Here is a 16136-nt window from a genome sequence, read left to right on the forward strand (position 1 = left end):
TGGGGGAAGCAGTTAGTCAGATTGAGAAATGAAGGACGTGTGTGTAAAGATGAGTACAGAGCAACGAAAAACGAAAGTCGCAGTTGGCGTTGTTGGCGCTCTCGGTGTTTTAGCCGCCGGCGCACAAATGACCGCCAGTGCCGATAGTGTTCAAGTTCAAGCGGGCGATACCGTTTGGGGATTATCCCAGAAATATGGCGTTTCAATCAAGACGCTGGAGCAACAGAATTCACTAGATAGCAACACCCACTTGATCTTTGTGGGTCAGCGCTTGCAGGTGAACAAGGCGACCACGAAAGTAATCTATACCGTAAAGTCGGGGGATACCTTGTGGGATTTGGCGCAACACTACCACCTGTCGGTCGCCCAGCTTCAAAAGGCGAACCATCTGACGGGCTCAGCGTTAAGTGTTGGCCAGAAACTAGTCATTCCGAGTGCTACGAAGACGGCTAAGACTAGCACCAGTCAAAAGTCAACAACAACGACTACACCATCAACAACTAGTCAACAGACGCAAAAGGCCAGTGCCTTTCAAGCCCAGATCTTAGCCCAGCAGCAAGCTGCGGCTAGTCAGCAACAACAACGACAATCATCGACTTCGACGACATCGTCCTCAACCCAAAGCAGTAGTTCAGTGGCTCCGGCGGCTTCATCAACGATCACCGCTAATAGTCAGTCGACGGCAACGTCAAAGGCGGCCACAACTAGCAGCAGCCAAGTTAAGACGCAATCAGGTCAAACGAAGACGTCGAGTGCCAATGAACAATCGAGCCAAGCGGCGACGTCTAACACTAATGCGACCTTAGCGCATACGCGGGCAGCCTCGACGTCATCATCATCGGCGACAACAACGGCTAAATCAGGTATCCAAGCTGCCTCAGCCAGCGTTTCGACGCCAGCGGCAACGACTTCAACGTCATCCGCTTCAACCCAAACGAGCAGTTCATCGTCAGCTGCTAAGCAATCACGGTCGGCTCAGAGTCAAGCGACGCAACCTACCAGTTCGTCAACAAGTGTGGCGTCAAGCCAATCTTCAGTAGCAACGTCACAACCGACTAAGGCGTCGCAATCGGTATCCTCGACTCGTCAAGCGGCGACGAGCACTTCCAAAGCCGCCACGACCAAGCGGTCGACTTTCAAAGTGACGACAGCCCGGTCGGCTAGCTCCAGTCAAGCAACCAGTACTAAGCAATCAACGGCTGCGGCAACAGTGACGAGTAGTAGCAGTTCAGCGGCCAAACAGACAACGCAAACGGCAACGAGCAGTAGCAGTAGTAGTAGCCAAGCCGCAACGGCCTCTAGCAGTAGCAGTACGACGAGTAAAAAATCCACGTCTAACTTAACTAGTGGTTCTGTGACCAGTCTGGCATTGAAGCTGGCTTCCGCCAATATTCCGTATGTTTGGGGTGGTGCTTCGCTCAGCGGGATGGACTGCTCTGGCTTGGTCGCTTACGTCTACCTACACGCGGAGGGCATCAGCTTGCCGCATAATACGGTGGCCCAAGAGAGCTACGTCTCAACGCACTCGGTGGCTAAAGCTCAACCCGGGGATATTCTCTTCTGGGGGAGCCACGGGGCAACTTATCATGACGCCATTTACTTAGGGAACAATGAATTCGTGGCGGCACCAGAACCCGGTGAAAATGTGTCTGTACAGACTATCAGCAAGTACTTTATGCCGTCATTTGCTGGGACGGTCAAATAAAAGTGGGAAGTTTTCCCGGTTGGCTCTGACCAACTCAAGGAAAGTGGCCAGTTTTTTTAAGATTTTCGTTAACAAATCCGCCCCCGCGTGGTATTATTCTCCAGTAGTCATTTCGTGGTTATTGAAGACTTAATATTCTGATGGAAAAGGAGTTGTTGAAAGTTATGAGTAATCGGACGGAGATTTTAGCAGAGTATCGTCAAGCAAATTCACAGTTGGCGACGTTAAAGAAAAAGGAATCTGTTGGGGTCCAATCAGGTTCAGGGACGGTCAAAATCGAACCGCGCTATGGCGAAGAGATGACCTACCTGACGAATAAATGTGCTCAGCTGGATATGATTCTTGAGGCCATGGCAGCTTCAGAAGACTAGACCCACATGGGGGTCCTAATTCATTGCAAAGAATCCACAGTTCCCGCATTTTTTAGTGGGAGTTGCGGCTCATCACTGGTAACAGTGGTAAACAAAAAGGTGAGACCAATTGGTCTCACCTTTTTGTTTACCGTTAAGGATTGGCGTCACATGGTCACGTCAATCCAGAAGGGATACTGCTTGAGCCCTACGTAAACGTCGAAGAAGTGTCCGCCCATCTCCTCACCGTCTAATTGACCATACTCAATGGCGGGGACGGTCAGATGCAAGTTTTTAGCGGTGTAGTAATGCACGGATTTGGACGTTAGGTGGCGTTTGAAGACCAGCCGTAACGCCAACCAAATCAACTTAAGAAAATTGGGCTTCTCGATAACGACGAGGTGGAGTTGATGGTCCGTTAAGGTCGCATTGGGAACGATCCCGACGCCACCACCGAAATAGGGGTGGTTAGTGGTCGTGACCAAAAAGGCGTTCGGAAAGATGTCGCGCCGACCGTTAACGTGGACCGTCAACATGAAACCTTGCTGGTTATAATAGACGCCTAGAGCGGCGGATAGATAGGCTAACGACCCGAGGTGGTGGTGGTTAAGCCAAACTTTAGCCTTGGATTGGTTGGCGCGAGCAATGATACTAGCATCGAAACCGATTCCAAAGTTATTAGTAAAAACACCGCGTTCTTCTTTAACCGTTTCATTATAAACGCCCACATCGTAATTGGTGGGGTGGGTGCACTGAATAATCTGGGTCAGTGCACTGGTCCAATCATGAGCCATCCCGACGCCCCGGGCAAAATCGTTTCCGGACCCAACTGGCAAGTACGCCACGGGAATCGGGTATTGGCGGGGCGTCTGGGTCAGACCGTTGATGGTCTCGTGGAGGGTGCCGTCACCCCCGACCGCCAGCACGACCCAATTTTGATGGGGGGTATCGGGAAGTTGTTTGGCAAACTGTTCACTTAGGAGGATGGCATGATCGGCATACTCGGAAGTCGCCACTTGGTAGGTCACCTGCGCGGCGTCGAGGCGGGCCTTGATTTGGGGCCACAGGATCCCGGCTTGGCCACTCCCTGCATGCTCATTTAAGATGATATAGTACTGGACACTCACCATACTGCTCCTCTCAATTTTTTTCTCTCTTATTATAACGAACTTTTTTTCGTGTGCCTAGTCATTCCCAATTAACTTTGACCGGTCGTAAGAAACACTTAAGCAGCGACCAGGTCGTGGCAAACGAAAAGGGTCTGGGTTTATCCCAGGCCCTTCAGACAGCAACTTATTTTGTCATGATAAACATTGGCAGAATCATCGGGTGCCGCTCAGTCTTCTCAAACAAGAAGTTTTGCAGATCGTCGATAACGGCGTTGCGAATCGAGGCTTCGGTTGCCTTCGGGTTCCGCATCGCTCGGCGAATCGTTTGGAAGACGCGTCGGCGGCCCTCATTCAGTAATTCACCAGATTCACGCATGTAGACGAAACCGCGTGAGAGCAAGTCAGGACCAGCTTTGATTTCTTGATGTTTGAGGTCGATAGTGGCGACCACAACAACTAAGCCTTCTTCGGAAAGTAATTGCCGGTCGCGTAACACGACGTTACCAATATCACCGATGCCGGAGCCGTCGATGTAGACATCGCCCGCAGCAAAGTGACCAGCGACCCGGGCTGAATCCTTGGTCAACGCTAAGACGTCACCATTTTGGAGGATAAAGCTCCGGTCAAGGGGCACGCCACATTGTTCGGCAAGCTCAGTATGAATCTTTAACATCCGGTATTCTCCGTGAATCGGCATGAAGAACTTCGGTTGCATCAGTCGGAGCATCAGCTTCTGTTCTTCTTGGCCCCCGTGTCCAGACGTGTGGATGTTGTTCACGCGGCCGTGGATAACGTTGGCGCCAGCTTCTTCCAACTCGTTGATGACGTGGTTGACGGAGATAGTGTTGCCTGGAATCGGGTTACTCGAGAAGACGACGGTGTCGCCAGGTTGAATAGTGATTTGCCGGTGAGTCCCGTTCGCAATTCGTGAAAGGGCCGCCATCGGTTCACCTTGAGATCCGGTACACAGAATCATGACCTTGTTGGCTGGAAGGGAGCGAATCGTGTTGGCGTCGACAAGGGCGTCGTCAGGAATGTTTAAGTAACCTAATTCCCGACCATTGACGATAGCGGCTTCCATGGAGCGACCAAACACGGCAATCTTCCGGTTATGCGCCAGCGCAGTTTCACACGCTGTTTCAATCCGAGAAATGTTAGACGCAAAAGTGGCAAAAATCACCCGACCTTCGACTTGGTCGAAAATACGTCGGATGGATTTTCCGACCCACTTTTCAGATTTCGTCCAGATAGGGCGCTCTGCGTTGGTACTGTCGGACATCAGGCACAGAACACCATCTGCCCCCAGTTTGGCCATCTTTTGGAGATCAGGCGGCTGGTTGGTGACCGGTGTCAGGTCGAACTTGTAGTCCCCAGTTTCGACGATGGTGCCGACCGGCGTATGCACTGCAATCCCCAGTGTATCAGGAATCGAGTGGGTCGTTCGGAAGAAAGAAACACTCATCTTGCGGAACTTAAGAACCGTATCATCGTCAATTGTGTGCAGTTCAGTTGATTTTAATAATCCGTGTTCTTCCAGTTTGTTCTTAATTAAAGCTAAGGCTAATGGCCCCGCATAAACGGGAACATTGAGCGCTTGGAGCAAATAAGGAATCCCACCAATGTGGTCTTCGTGGCCGTGGGTGATCACTAGCGCTTTGATCTTGGACTGGTTTTCAACGAGGTATTGGTAATCCGGAATCACGTAATCGATTCCTAGTAATTCGTCTTCGGGGAATTTAATCCCAGCATCGATCAGAACAATTTCATCCTGAAACTGAATGCCGTAAGTATTTTTCCCAATTTCACCTAATCCACCCACGCCAAAGATAGCTGTTTCGTTATTTTTGACGTTTAGCTTGTTCATTCAGTGAACTCCGTCAATTTATAATTAGGATTTTGTTGTTCATAGGCCAGAGTATTTCCTTCGATGGGCTCGATGAACTCAATATTGTGATCCGTGTGGGCTTCTACTTGGCTACGAGCTTCGACTTCCGTCTGAGCCTCCAGGTAGAGCGTATGGGTATCCTCGCGCTTAGGATTCCGTTTTTTGTCTTCTTGGTAATAAACTTTGTAAATCACTAACAAGACTCCTTTATCAATAGATTTAACTTGTCCTAACTTAAGCGGCAAGTCATAATTTGGGTCTTTCCGAACTGCGGGTTGCTTACACAACAATTAGCACAATTTTAGCATAGTTTTTTCCAATTGTATAGAATTACCCCTAGCTGGCGTTCCGTGCTATCATAAAATAAAGGTAACTTGAACGGAGGGACCGAGATGGCCTTAACAACCGAGATCATTATTGGGATTATTATTGCGGGACTGATTTACGTGTTTATCCACCGAACCATTGTCCAGCGGGCGACCCGAATGGTTCGGCGGACCGCCCAAGACGAAACTGATGTGGCGATGACCGCTGCTGTCCAGCGGCTGGTCAATGATGGTGTGCTGACCGTAGCTGAAAGTGACCTTTCACCTTCGGCTGCGGTGGCGGATGTTTGGGGGCGCGGCGTGATGGCGTTTGAGTACCACTTAGCAGTGGGGATGGCGGCTGAACACCAGGTGGCCCGCTTAGAACACGCTTTTAATGAGGCCTTAGCGGGGTTTAGCGTTGACCACCAAGTCAAAGCCGTGATTTCGGGACCCGCTTTCGTGGTCAGTGACATTTGGGTCTACGAGGAACGGCTACACGTTGACGTGGCTTATTTGATGAACGAATCGACCGTTGAGTATTTGAAAGATTTAAAGAAAATCGATAGCTCATCTGTTCAATGATGCACAATATACGGTACATAATGGAAGAAACTGAAAAACTAATTGTTCCTATACGAATGTGAAAAGGGACGAAAAAAACGCGCTAGGCTAACAGCCTTGCGCGCTTTTTTGATTTTGATTTGGGTGACCTTTAAGGGGGACACCTTTAAAGGTCCGATTGTTAAAAACTACTCAATCATGACCATATCATCAGGCCGCGTAAATGGTTGGTCCTGGTTGATGTGGTCGTAGAAGAGAATCCCGTGCAAATGATCGATTTCATGTTGGCATACGATGGCAGGATAGTTCTTTAAGCGAACTTGATGCTTTTCACCGTTGACGTCATAATAGCGCAATGTGATCCGGTCGTGGCGTGGCACGAAGCCTGGCACGTCTTTATCTACGGACAGGCAACCTTCACCTTCGGTCAACGCACCATTTTGAACGGATTCCGAGATGATTACGGGATTAATGATGACGTCGGTGAAGGGCGATTTGCCACCTTCTTCAGCAGCCGGGACCAAGACGGAAGCCATCTTCTTGGAAACACCAACTTGTGGGGCGGCCAAGCCGACACCAGCTCGGAGGCCGTACTTCTTACATTGTTCTGGATCTTGGGAAACGACTAGGTATTCCATTAAGTCTTTAGCCAGTTGTTGGTCCGCTTCAGACAGGGGAAAGCTGACGTCGGCTGCTTCCTGGCGTAAAACAGGATCCTCGTCACGGACGATATCTTTCATTAAAAACAAGGACATTACCTCCGAAAATTAATCATAACTACCATTATTTTATCATAGTTACTTATAAAAATGAAATGAAAAGAAAACGGTTTCGCTTGCAAAAAAATTACAAAAACCGAAATCGCTGGTTTCAACGCCAATTGACGAGGGAAAGCCCAATTATCCGTAATGAAAGGGCTTGCAAGATTTATGAAAAGATGGTACTGTATAAGCGTAGTCAGGAAACGCAACGTTGACTCACCTTTAGTTAACAATTTCATATCAAGTGAAAGGAAAGTGTTACTTATGGCTAATGGAAGCAAACAAATTGTAGACTTTGCCAAAATCAAAGCTACGATGGCCGATCCTTACAAGCACCCGATTCAAGTTATTGACCGGGAAGGAAAGGTTGTTGATCCAGACACCTTGGCGAAATATTCAGATGACCAACTGGTTGACTTCATGAAGAAGATGGTTTGGGAACGAACATTACACGAACAAACCATGAACTTTTCGCGTCAAGGCCGTTTAGGTTTCTACGCGCCAACTGCCGGTGAGGAAGCAAGTGAAATGGGTAGTGTCACTGCCTTTAAGGAACAAGATTTCTTAGCACCTGCTTACCGTGATTTACCGCAAATGATTCAACACGGCACAACTGTTGCCAAAGGATTCTTATGGTCCAAGGGCCACGTTGAAGGCAACATTCATGAAAACAAGAACATGTTGTTCCCACAAATCATCATTGGGGCGCAATACGTTGAAACCGCGGGCGTTGCTTTAGGTATCAAGAAGAATGAAGACAAGGACCGCGTTGCCTTTGTTTACACTGGTGACGGTGGGACGTCACAAGGTGACTGGTATGAAGGGGTTAACTTCGCCAGTGCCTTCCAAGCACCAGCAGTCTTCTTCGTTCAAAACAACGGTTGGGCGATTTCCGTTCCCCGTTACAAGCAAACGGCGGCGGAAACCTTAGCCCAAAAGGCCGTTGCTATGGGTGTTCCTTCCGTCCAAGTTGACGGGATGGATATCGTGGCGGTTCACGAAGTCTCGAAGGCTGCCCGGGAATTTGCCGCTGCCGGCAACGGACCAGTCGTGATTGAAACCTTGACTTACCGTTACGGCGCGCACTCCTCAGCGGGTGATGACCCATCACGTTACCGGACTAAAGAAGAAGAAAAGCCATGGTTTGACGCCGATCCATTAATTCGGATGCGCAAAGTCTTGACCGACAAGAAACTTTGGTCTCAAGACCAAGAAGACAAGTTAGTCGAACAATATAAGGACGACTTCAAGGAAGCGATGAAGGATGCCGAAGCAGCACCAGCACAAAAGGTTTCTGACTTCCTGAAGTGGACTTACAATGTTCCTACTCCAAGTGTGAAGAAGCAAATTGCAGAATTTGAAGCAAAGGAGTCGAAGTAATCATGGCTAAAATGACGTACATTAAAGCGATCACTTCTGGACTGGATCAAGTGTTGAATGACGATCCTAAAACCTTGATCTTCGGTGAAGATGTTGGTAAAAACGGTGGTGTGTTCCGGACGACTGTCGACTTACAAGACAAGTACGGTGAAGACCGGGTCTTCGATACACCACTGGCTGAATCAGGAATCATTGGCTTAGCGATTGGGTTATCCTTAACCGGCTGGCGGCCAATCCCAGAAATCCAATTCATGGGGTTCACGTTCGAAGCCATGGATGGGATTGTTGGCCAATTAGCTCGGGACCACTACCGGTTTGGTGGGACGAAGAACTTCCCAGTTACTATCCGGACGCCATTCGGTGGCGGGACGCACACGGCTGAAATGCACGCGGATAACCTGGAAAATTACTTTGTTAGCACGCCAGGTCTGCGGGTCGTAACCCCAGCTAACCCATACGATGCGAAGGGCATGGTCATTTCCGCGGTCGAAAGCGACGATCCGGTGCTCTTCTTGGAAAATCTGAAACTTTACCGTTCGATGAAGGACGAAGTTCCAGATGACAAGTACACGGTTCCGCTAGATTCCGCAAAGGTTGTTCGTGAAGGAAAAGACTTGACGATTGTGGCTTACAGTGCCGAAGTCAACGAATCCTTAAAGGCAGCCGATGCTTTGGCTAAGGACAATATCGATGCTGAAGTCATTGACTTACGCTCCTTATCCCCAATCGACACCGACACCATCTTTGCTTCCATCGACAAGACCCACAAGGTCGTTGTGGTGCAAGAAGCCCAAAAGATGGCCGGGGTCGGGGCAACCGTTGCGTCCGACATTGCCGAAGAAAAGATTATGTCGTTGGATGCGCCAATCGGCCGGGTTGCGGCTCCCGATAGCGTTTACCCATTTGCTCAGGCTGAAAACGATTGGATTCCAAATGCGGATGACATCGAAGCCAAAGCCCGCGACATTGTGAACTACTAAAATTAATCTGTTTCACTAAAAACATTAAAAAAACGATGTGGGAGACATCCTGCATTATGATGAAAGAAAGGAAGTTTTCCCATGGCTTATACGTTCAAACTCCCAGAGCTTGGTGAAGGAATGGCCGAAGGCGAAATTTCTTCATGGCTAGTTAAAGAAGGCGACCAAGTTAAGGAAGACGATACGTTAGTCGAAATCCAAAACGACAAGTCGGTTTCGGAACTGCCATCGCCTGTTGACGGGACCATTTCACAAATTGTTGCCCAAGAAGGTGACACCGTTGAAATCGGCGACCCGCTGATTGTGATTGATGATGGCTCAGACACTCCACCTGATTTAGGTAAGGGTGGCGACGCAAAGGAAGACGCTGCACCGGCTGAAGACGCCGCGCCAGCCGAAGAGTCAGCTGCGCCAGCACCTGCAGCCGCACCGGCCGCAGCAACTGGTGTCCCGGCGGCTTCAGATCCGAACAAGTTAGTGATGGCGATGCCATCCGTTCGGCAGTATGCCCGTGATAAAGATATCGATATTACCCAGGTTACCCCAACTGGGAACCACGGCCAGGTCTTAAAGGCTGATATCGACAACTTCAATGGTGCAGCTGCACCTGCAGCTGCCGCAGGCGGAGCCGAAGCCGAAGCCGCACCAGCTGGCAAGAGCGCTACTGGTGGGCCAATCAAACCATGGCAACCTGATCGTCCAGATTTGGAGACCCGTGAACCAATGTCCGCAATGCGGAAGATCATTGCCAAGAGCATGCGGTCATCCAAGGACATTGCGCCACACGTCACCTCATTTGATGAAGTTGAAGTGTCTAAGCTGATGGCTAACCGGAAGAAGTACAAGCAGGCTGCCGCTGATAAGGACATCCACTTGACCTTCTTGCCGTACATCGTGAAGGCTTTAGTTGCTGTCATGAAGGACTTCCCAGAACTTAACGCCTCGATTGACGACACGACGCAAGAAATCGTCTACAAGCACTACTACAACATCGGGATTGCAACGAACACGGACCACGGACTGTACGTTCCAAATATTAAGAGCGCAGATTCCAAGGGCATGTTCGAGATTGCTAAGGAAATCTCCGAAAATAGTCAAGCGGCCTACGACAACAAGTTGTCACCGGCATCCATGGCTGGTGGGTCTATTACCATCAGTAACGTTGGGTCCATTGGTGGCGGCTGGTTCACGCCAGTCATTAACCAACCTGAAGTCGCTATCTTAGGGGTTGGCCGGATTGAAAAGGAACCCGTTGTCAATGACGATGGTGACATCGTAGTTGGCCGGATGATGAAGCTCTCCTTGAGTTACGATCACCGGTTGATTGATGGTGCGTTAGCACAAAATATTTTGAACGAAATGAACGCATTGCTGCATGATCCAGAAATGCTGTTAATGGAAGGATGATCGAAATATGGCAGATGTTGAAAAAAAGGATACCGTCATTATTGGTGCCGGCCCCGGCGGTTACGTTGCTGCAATTCGGGCATCAGAATTAGGCCAAAAGGTCACGCTGGTCGAAAAATCTGACACCGTTGGTGGGGTATGCTTAAACGTTGGCTGTGTTCCTTCCAAGGCTTTGATTCAAGCGGGCCACCGGTTAGAAGCAGCAAATAATGGTGACCCTTACGGCATTACGACGAAACCAGCCACGATTGATTTTAAGAAGACCCAAGATTGGAAGCAGCATAAAGTCGTCGATCGGATGACCGGCGGGGTCAACATGCTGTTGAAGAAGCACCACGTTGACGTGGTTAACGGGGAAGCTGTCTTCTTGAGTGACACGCAGTTGCGGGTCATGCCAACCGGTGAGAAGCAATTCATGTCGACGGATACCGGACAAACGTTCGAATACAATAACTTGATTATTGCATCCGGCAGTCATCCGATTGAAATTCCGGGCTTCAAGTTTGAAGGCCGGGTCATCGACTCCACTGGCGGCTTAGGGTTACCAGAAATCCCTAAGGAATTCGTCGTTATCGGTGGTGGCTACGTGGGGACCGAATTAGCGGGGGCTTACGCCAGCTTAGGGTCTCACGTCACTATCATTGAAGGAACGAAGTCCATTCTGCCTAACTTTGAAAAAGACATGGTCGCCGTTGTCTTGAAGAACTTGAAGAAGAAGGGTGTCGACGTCATCACGAACGCGATGGCGAAGAGCTCCTCACAAGATGACAAGAGCGTCTCTGTGACCTATTCAGTCGATGGCAAGGAATCTACGATCAAAGCGGACTACTGCATGGTCACCGTTGGTCGGCGGGCAAACACCGACAACCTGGGCCTGGAGTACACGAAGGTCAAGTTGGATGACCATGGCTTGGTTCAAGTTGATAACCAAGGCCGGACCGATTCCGAACACATCTTCGCGGTCGGTGACATTGTCGCCGGTCCAGCGCTGGCCCACAAGGCGTTCTTCGAAGGCAAGACTGCTGCCGGTGCCATTGCCGGCAAGAAGGTCGCCAACGATTACGTCAGTGTTCCGGCGGTCTGCTTCGCGGATCCCGAATTAGCCACGGTCGGTATGACGGCCGCCGAAGCCAAGGACAAGGGGATTGCCGTGAAGACGGCGAAGTTCCCGTTTGCCGGTAACGCGCGGGCGGTTTCACTGGATCAACCAGAAGGCTTTGTTCGCTTCGTTTACACGGACGATGACAACCAAAACATCGTTGGGTCACAAGTCGTTGGCCCAGAAGCCAGCACCATGGCTGGTGAGTTATCGTTGATCGTTAATGGTGGGATGAATATCGAGGACGTCGCCTTGACGATTCACCCGCACCCAACGCTGAACGAACCGATTCAAGAAGCAGCCGATATTGCTTTGGGTTACCCAACACATCTGTAAATCGACTGTTGCAGTCATAACTTTTAAAAGGGATTCGGGGCTAAAGCCGAATCCCTTTTTGGTGTTGGTCATGCCGCGCTTGGCAGTTGTTTTTCCCCGCCAAAGTGGCGCAACGAGGAACAGATTTAACCTTGCTATCCAGGGGGCTTCCCCTATAATGATGGTATGACTTAATTTCAGAAATCCAAATGGAGGCTTGTCAATGAAACCGACATTACTCATTCAAGGGGAGTTAACGCAGACCAATCAGTTTTTACATCAACTACTGATGGCGGATCTACCAATTGATTGCGTGATTTTACCGGAACACACGGACGATACGCCCCAGTACCAGGCGTTGGTAGTCGCGAGCGCATTGTGCCCGCAGCTGTCGATCCGGGTGGGGACCAATACCGATTATGCGCAGGCAAGTTGGCTGATTTTACTCGATCAAACGGTGACGGAACAGCCACTGGTAACGCGAGTGGCCAATTTGCGGCGGGTAACGAACCGAATTTTGGAGAACGGATTTCAGGGGCAGTTAATCTTTGCAGGGGAACACGATGACTTATTTACTTACTTTGCGTGGAAGTATTCGGGGGCAGCGCCACACCAAATCTTGGGCTTGGGGACTTACCCACTGACCCGCTTGTTGACTTGTCGGTTGGCCGAACGGTTAGGCGTGGGACCACGGGCGATTCAAACTACCGTCATTGGTCGTTCAGCGACTCCCATTGCAGCGTGGAGTCGAACCTATGTTGGGCCAACGCCCATTTTGATGTATCTGGCTAACGCCGATGCTAAATTTGGGGCGGATGACCTGGGAAAAATGGGAAGCTGGTTACAGCGGGAAGCTGCGGCGCCACAGACGACACTACGGTTCATGGTGTTGATTCGCATCTTGCGGTCGGTCTTGATGGGTCATCCCGTGATCGTGCCCGTCGCGCACCCACAACCAGAAACGCCGACTTACGCCACGGCGACCCCGGTGCTGGTCTCGGCTGACGGGTGGAAGCCGCTGCCGAAGTTAGCGTTGTCGGAAGACGAGCAGCAAGACTACGCTGCTTGTGTAGCCGCAATCCAGGATGACATTGGTCAGATTGAAGGCCAACAAACGGAGGAAAATTAATGGCACAAGCAATGAATTACGAGTACCCCCTGCAACCGGACTGGTCAACGGCTGATATCATTAAGGTGACACAGCTGTACCAGGACGTGGAAGCTGCTTACGAACGGGGGAAAGGGGTGGCCGTGGCTGACTTACTAACGGCATACCGGGACTTCCAGACGGTCGTCCCCCAGAAGTTTGAGGAAAAGCAACTTGACCGCGATTTTCAGGCGGTTTCAGGCTATAGTATTTACCGGACGATACAGGCAGCACGCCAAGCCACGACGGCTACCATTAAAATGAAAGGATCACAAAAATGAGTGACTTAAATTGGCAAGACTTGAGTGCCCAAGTGGTGGCACTTTTGCAACAATCCCGACAACGGGTATTGACCCAAATGCAACGGGCGTTGACCATCGACGAAAAGACCAGTCGGAAAGATTTGGTTACCAACGTGGATAAGGGGAACGAGCAATTCTTGATTCAAGGGATTCGGCAATTGGACCCGCAAGCCCAGGTTTTGGGTGAAGAGGGGTTTGGTGACCACGTGACGTCGACGACCGGTCGGCTTTGGATTGTGGATCCCATCGATGGAACGATGAATTTTGTGAAGCAACGGGATAACTTTGCCATGATGATTGGCATCTATCAGGATGGCGTGGGGCAACTCGGGTTTATCTATGACGTCATGAAGGATGTCTTATACCGGGGTGGGCCGCAATTAGGCGGTGTCTGGGCCAACGAGATGCAACTGACTGCCCCGGCTGACTTAGCCTTGAGCGACGGACTGATCGGCATGAGTTCACCGTTAGTGATTCACGATGTGGCTCACATGCAGGCCATCGTCCACGCCAGTGCGGGGATGCGGATTTACGGCAGTGCCGGAATTGAAATGATTAATGTTATGGTGGGCAAGACTTTAGGGTACATTTCGCACCTGAAACCGTGGGACTTTGCCGCGGGGCAAATTCTGCTCAATACGCTGGGGGTTCAGATGTCGACTATTGACGGACAGCCGCTTGATATGCTATCATCTAATCTTGTACTAGTAGCGACAAAACAAGCGCAACGTGATATTCTCCAAATTGAAGAAGATGACGTCTCACTGTGACTTGGTCACAGTTTTTTTATGCGACAGCCGGTACGGTTGGACTTTACCGGTAAATGGCGCTACAATAGGGCGTACTTGCTCTGTAAGTTCGCCAAGAACCATCTAATTCAACAAGTACGAAAGGAAGAAATACACTTGAAAACCAGAGATGATATCCGTAACATTGCCATCATTGCCCACGTTGACCACGGGAAGACGACGTTGGTTAACGAAATGCTGAAACAATCCGACACGTTGGATTCCCACGCTTCGATTGAGGACCGGGCCTTAGACTCCAACGCCATTGAACGGGAACGGGGAATCACGATCCTGTCCAAGAACACGGCGGTACGCTACGGCGACAAGCAAATCAACATCTTGGATACCCCAGGACACGCCGACTTTGGTGGTGAAGTTGAACGGATCATGCGTATGGTTGATGGCGTTTTGTTGGTTGTCGATGCCTACGAAGGAACGATGCCGCAGACCCGGTTCGTTCTGAAGAAGGCTTTGGATCAACACTTGACCCCAATCGTGGTCATCAACAAGGTTGACCGTCCAGGTGCCCGGCCTTCTGAAGTTGTCGATGAAGTTCTGGATCTCTTTATTGAACTGGGTGCTGACGAAGACCAATTGGACTTCCCCGTTGTTTACGCTTCGGCCATGAACGGGACGTCCAGTTACGACCCAGACTTATCGACCCAAGAACACACCATGAAACCAATTTTTGACACTATTATTAAGAATATTCCAGCACCACTGGATAATGCTGATGAACCGTTACAATTCCAAGTTGCGATGTTGGACTACAACGATTTCGTTGGTCGGGTCGGCATTGGCCGGATTTTCCGGGGGAAGATTAAAGTTGGGGACCACGTTACGGTTATGAAGCTGGACGGGTCGCAACAAAACTTCCGGGTTACGAAGCTATTTGGTTACTTTGGCTTGAAGCGCTTGGAAATCAACGAAGCGAAAGCCGGGGACTTGATTGCTGTTTCCGGGATGGAAGACATCAACGTTGGGGAAACCGTTGTGGATCCAGATCACTTGGAACCACTCCCATTATTGCGGATTGACGAACCAACTTTGAAGATGACTTTCCGGACCAACGACTCACCATTTGCGGGCCGCGAAGGGAAATTCGTGACGTCACGTCAAATCGAAGAACGCTTAAAGCGGGAATTGCATACCGACGTGTCCTTACGAGTTGACGACACGGAAGACCCAGGTGCTTGGATCGTTTCCGGCCGTGGGGAATTGCATTTGTCCATCTTGATTGAAACCATGCGGCGTGAAGGTTACGAATTACAAGCTTCCCGTCCAGAAGTTATCTACAAGACGATTGACAACACCCGTTGCGAACCATTTGAATCCGTGCAAATCGATACGCCGGATGAATACACCGGTTCCATCATCGACTCTCTTTCCAAGCGGAAGGGTGAAATGAAGAACATGGAAGCCGTTGGTAACGGTCAAACGCGGTTGACCTTCTTGGCCCCAACGCGTGGGTTGATTGGTTACTCGACCGACTTCTTGTCCATGACCCGGGGTTACGGGATTATGAACCACACGTTCTCCAAGTACATGCCAGTCATCAAGAACTGGAACCCAGGTCGTCGTAACGGGACGCTGGTTTCCATCAACTCTGGTAAAGTGACGACTTACGCTATCATGGCCGTTCAAGACCGGGGAATCATCTTCACTGATCCAGGTACTGAAGTTTACGAAGGGATGATCATCGGCCAAAACAGCCGGGATAACGACATCTCCGTCAACATCACGCGTGGCCGGAACCAAACCAACGTCCGGGCCGCTGGTTCTGAAGATATTGCCAAGGTTAAGACGCCATTGAAGATGTCTTTGGAAGAGTCACTGGAATTCATCAACGAAGATGAATACTGTGAAATCACTCCAGAACATGTTCGTCTGCGGAAGCAAATCTTGAACACTAGCGAACGTGAAAAGACCGCTAAGAAGATGCGCCACGGAAACAACAAATAAGTAAAACTTAACTAAAATTTTACGGGGAAGACTGCACGGGAAACCGCCGCGGTCTTCCTTTTCTTTAGGCCTGAAAC

General features: G+C 50.0%; 15 protein-coding genes. 11 read left to right on the forward strand and 4 right to left on the reverse strand.

Annotation, left to right across the window (positions count from 1 at the left end; all coding sequences use genetic code 11):
• The first annotated feature begins 49 nt into the window (after positions 1-49).
• Both H3M12_RS08215 and H3M12_RS08220 read left to right on the forward strand, forming a co-directional pair.
• A complete protein-coding gene (locus H3M12_RS08215; protein ID WP_233449170.1) occupies positions 50-1705 on the forward strand; it encodes a LysM peptidoglycan-binding domain-containing protein in 1656 nt (551 codons plus the stop codon).
• 164 nt (positions 1706-1869) lie between these two features.
• A complete protein-coding gene (locus H3M12_RS08220) occupies positions 1870-2076 on the forward strand; it encodes a hypothetical protein (protein ID WP_129031864.1) in 207 nt (68 codons plus the stop codon).
• Positions 2077-2222: 146 nt separating this feature from the next.
• Here the strand turns inward: H3M12_RS08220 and H3M12_RS08225 are convergent, their stop codons facing one another.
• From H3M12_RS08225 to H3M12_RS08235, 3 genes are all read right to left on the reverse strand, one after another.
• Positions 2223-3185: a diacylglycerol/lipid kinase family protein gene (locus H3M12_RS08225; RefSeq protein ID WP_233449171.1), complete on the reverse strand. Its 963-nt coding sequence runs from the start codon at positions 3183-3185 to the stop codon at positions 2223-2225.
• A 163-nt stretch (positions 3186-3348) separates the two neighbouring features.
• Positions 3349-5028 carry a ribonuclease J1 gene (gene rnjA, locus H3M12_RS08230; protein WP_129031868.1) on the reverse strand — a complete coding sequence of 560 codons (1680 nt, stop codon included), beginning with the start codon at positions 5026-5028 and terminating at the stop codon, positions 3349-3351.
• On the reverse strand, positions 5025-5243 hold the full coding sequence (locus H3M12_RS08235) for a DNA-directed RNA polymerase subunit epsilon (RefSeq protein WP_129031870.1): 219 nt from the start codon (positions 5241-5243) through the stop codon (positions 5025-5027). The genes rnjA and H3M12_RS08235 overlap by 4 nt, the downstream gene beginning before the upstream one ends.
• A gap of 198 nt (positions 5244-5441) precedes the next feature.
• Between H3M12_RS08235 and H3M12_RS08240 the strand changes: the two genes are divergently transcribed.
• Positions 5442-5939, forward strand: coding sequence for a hypothetical protein (locus H3M12_RS08240; protein ID WP_129031871.1), 498 nt, complete (start codon positions 5442-5444; stop codon positions 5937-5939).
• 167 nt (positions 5940-6106) lie between these two features.
• Here H3M12_RS08240 and def read toward each other — a convergent pair whose 3' ends face one another.
• On the reverse strand, positions 6107-6667 hold the full coding sequence (gene def, locus H3M12_RS08245) for a peptide deformylase (protein ID WP_129031873.1): 561 nt from the start codon (positions 6665-6667) through the stop codon (positions 6107-6109).
• A gap of 276 nt (positions 6668-6943) precedes the next feature.
• Here def and pdhA point away from each other — a divergent pair, with 276 nt between their 5' ends.
• From pdhA to typA, 8 genes are all read left to right on the forward strand, one after another.
• A complete protein-coding gene (gene pdhA / locus H3M12_RS08250) occupies positions 6944-8059 on the forward strand; it encodes a pyruvate dehydrogenase (acetyl-transferring) E1 component subunit alpha (RefSeq protein ID WP_129031875.1) in 1116 nt (371 codons plus the stop codon).
• 2 nt (positions 8060-8061) lie between these two features.
• Positions 8062-9039, forward strand: coding sequence for an alpha-ketoacid dehydrogenase subunit beta (locus H3M12_RS08255; protein WP_129031877.1), 978 nt, complete (start codon positions 8062-8064; stop codon positions 9037-9039).
• An 81-nt stretch (positions 9040-9120) separates the two neighbouring features.
• Positions 9121-10446 carry a 2-oxo acid dehydrogenase subunit E2 gene (locus H3M12_RS08260; protein ID WP_182150613.1) on the forward strand — a complete coding sequence of 442 codons (1326 nt, stop codon included), beginning with the start codon at positions 9121-9123 and terminating at the stop codon, positions 10444-10446.
• A gap of 7 nt (positions 10447-10453) precedes the next feature.
• On the forward strand, positions 10454-11881 hold the full coding sequence (gene lpdA / locus H3M12_RS08265; RefSeq protein ID WP_129031880.1) for a dihydrolipoyl dehydrogenase: 1428 nt from the start codon (positions 10454-10456) through the stop codon (positions 11879-11881).
• A 202-nt stretch (positions 11882-12083) separates the two neighbouring features.
• Complete coding sequence (locus H3M12_RS08270; protein WP_129031882.1) at positions 12084-12989, forward strand: Rossmann-fold NAD(P)-binding domain-containing protein; 906 nt, start codon at positions 12084-12086, stop codon at positions 12987-12989.
• Entirely contained in the window at positions 12989-13288 is a 300-nt protein-coding gene (locus H3M12_RS08275) for a UPF0223 family protein (protein ID WP_129031884.1), read from the forward strand. The genes H3M12_RS08270 and H3M12_RS08275 overlap by 1 nt, the downstream gene beginning before the upstream one ends.
• Positions 13285-14079: an inositol monophosphatase family protein gene (locus tag H3M12_RS08280; RefSeq protein ID WP_129031886.1), complete on the forward strand. Its 795-nt coding sequence runs from the start codon at positions 13285-13287 to the stop codon at positions 14077-14079. The genes H3M12_RS08275 and H3M12_RS08280 overlap by 4 nt, the downstream gene beginning before the upstream one ends.
• A gap of 135 nt (positions 14080-14214) precedes the next feature.
• On the forward strand, positions 14215-16059 hold the full coding sequence (gene typA, locus H3M12_RS08285; RefSeq protein WP_182150614.1) for a translational GTPase TypA: 1845 nt from the start codon (positions 14215-14217) through the stop codon (positions 16057-16059).
• Positions 16060-16136: the final 77 nt, after the last annotated feature.

It is taken from the genome of Levilactobacillus suantsaii (genome assembly GCF_014069315.1).
Taxonomy (GTDB): domain Bacteria; phylum Bacillota; class Bacilli; order Lactobacillales; family Lactobacillaceae; genus Levilactobacillus; species Levilactobacillus suantsaii.